Source organism: Paenibacillus antri (assembly GCF_005765165.1).
GTDB lineage: Bacteria > Bacillota > Bacilli > Paenibacillales > YIM-B00363 > Paenibacillus_AE > Paenibacillus_AE antri.
In genome coordinates, this window is the sequence record NZ_VCIW01000052.1 from 1 (window position 1) to 1431 (window position 1431).

The following is a 1431-nucleotide window of genomic DNA, read 5'->3' on the forward strand; positions in this document are numbered from 1 at the left end:
GGTAGTGTCCAGAAGTTTGTGTATTTTAGGTAGGGGTATCCATCGGGACGATGGATGCGTCAATTAGATTTAATTTTCTGAACTTGGTTCTTGTGGAGAACGTAGCCCAAGCGAAGCGCGGGAGGTGGTATCTTATTCCAACCCCTTAGTGGCAATCGCAGGGTAACGCTCGTCAAACATGGTAGCGAGCTTCTGTTTCACCGCGGGATCACCGAACCCACGAATGACCCTATTGGAAAAGCGTTCGTTGTAGTCGATGGCATCCAAGTAAACAATCTTCTCAGCTGCATCCATGTTTGTTAGGCTGTTCATCGGCTTTAGTCGTTTGCGGATCTCTTTGTTCATCCGTTCGATCGGGTTGGACGTGTAAATTGCATCCTTGATCATTGCTGGGTACTTAAAGAACGCTAGCAACGTCGGCAGTTGTCCCTCCCATGACGCGATTTCCTTCGGGTATAGCTTGCTCCACTTGGCTTTTAGCGTATCAAATGCGGCGATCGCAAGGTCGTGGTCCAGTGCGTTGTAGATGGTCTTTAGGTCATCCAGAAAATCGGTTTTATGCTGCACGCGGATTTTCGGGAATGTCGAGCGCACCTTGTGAACGATGCAGTGCTGTACGTCTGCCTTCGGATACGTCTCTCGGAACGCATCATCTAGTCCAGGTAGCCCGTCGAAGACGCCAAGGAGCACTTCCTGCGCACCTCGGCGGTAAAGATCCTTGAGCACGTCACGCCAGCCGTTGGAGCTCTCTTGGCCACCGACGTAGAAGCCGAGGATTTGTCGGTGCCCTTCCTCATCAATGCCCATGGCGAAGTAGATGACCTCACCACTCACCGTACTTCGCTTGAGCTTAACGTAGAGACCGTCGAGGTAGATGACACTGTATCTCTTTTGTAAGGGACGCTGCTGCCAGGTTTGGATGTCCTCAAGGACCGTTGCCGTAATGTTGCTTACCGTTGAGGGAGAATAATGGGTACCGAACATGCTCTCGATAAACCGCGCCACATCGCGAGTACCCATTCCGCTCTTATACATGTGGATCACCGCTTGCTCTAGCCAGTCGTCTCGTCGCTGATATGGCTCGAAGATCTGGGTGTGAAACTCACCGTTTCGGTCACGTGGTACCGCCATTTCCTCAATGTTACCGTACTTGGTATGCAGGCTGCGTCGGTAGTAACCGTTTCGGCTGTTATGGTGGCCTTCGGGACTGTCCTCCATGAAATGCTTGATTTCGGCTCGCATAATGGATTCTAAATTGTCCTTTAGAAACTGAGTGACAAGATTTTCAAATAGATTGGATAGCGCACTTTCGGGTATAGTAGTCATCGAGTAGGGTCCTTTCTTGGTGACGTCGCAATCCCAAGAATACCCTACTTTTTTTATGCCTGACTAGGCTCCAATCTTTGGTACACAAACTATTGTACGTCATCG

Annotated in this window: 1 protein-coding gene; it reads right to left on the bottom strand. The window is 50.1% G+C overall.

Annotation, left to right across the window (positions count from 1 at the left end):
- Nucleotides 1-132: 132 nt before the first annotated feature.
- Nucleotides 133-1326, bottom strand: a complete 1194-nt coding sequence (locus FE782_RS31940; protein ID WP_138198414.1) for an IS256 family transposase — start codon at nt 1324-1326, stop codon at nt 133-135.
- Between the last annotated feature and the right edge of the window lie 105 nt (nt 1327-1431).

Bases quoted from the DNA above. Each gene is read 5' to 3' on its own strand.
- FE782_RS31940 (WP_138198414.1), bottom strand. From the start codon at position 1,326: ATGACTACTATACCCGAAAGTGCGCTATCCAATCTATTTGAAAATCTT.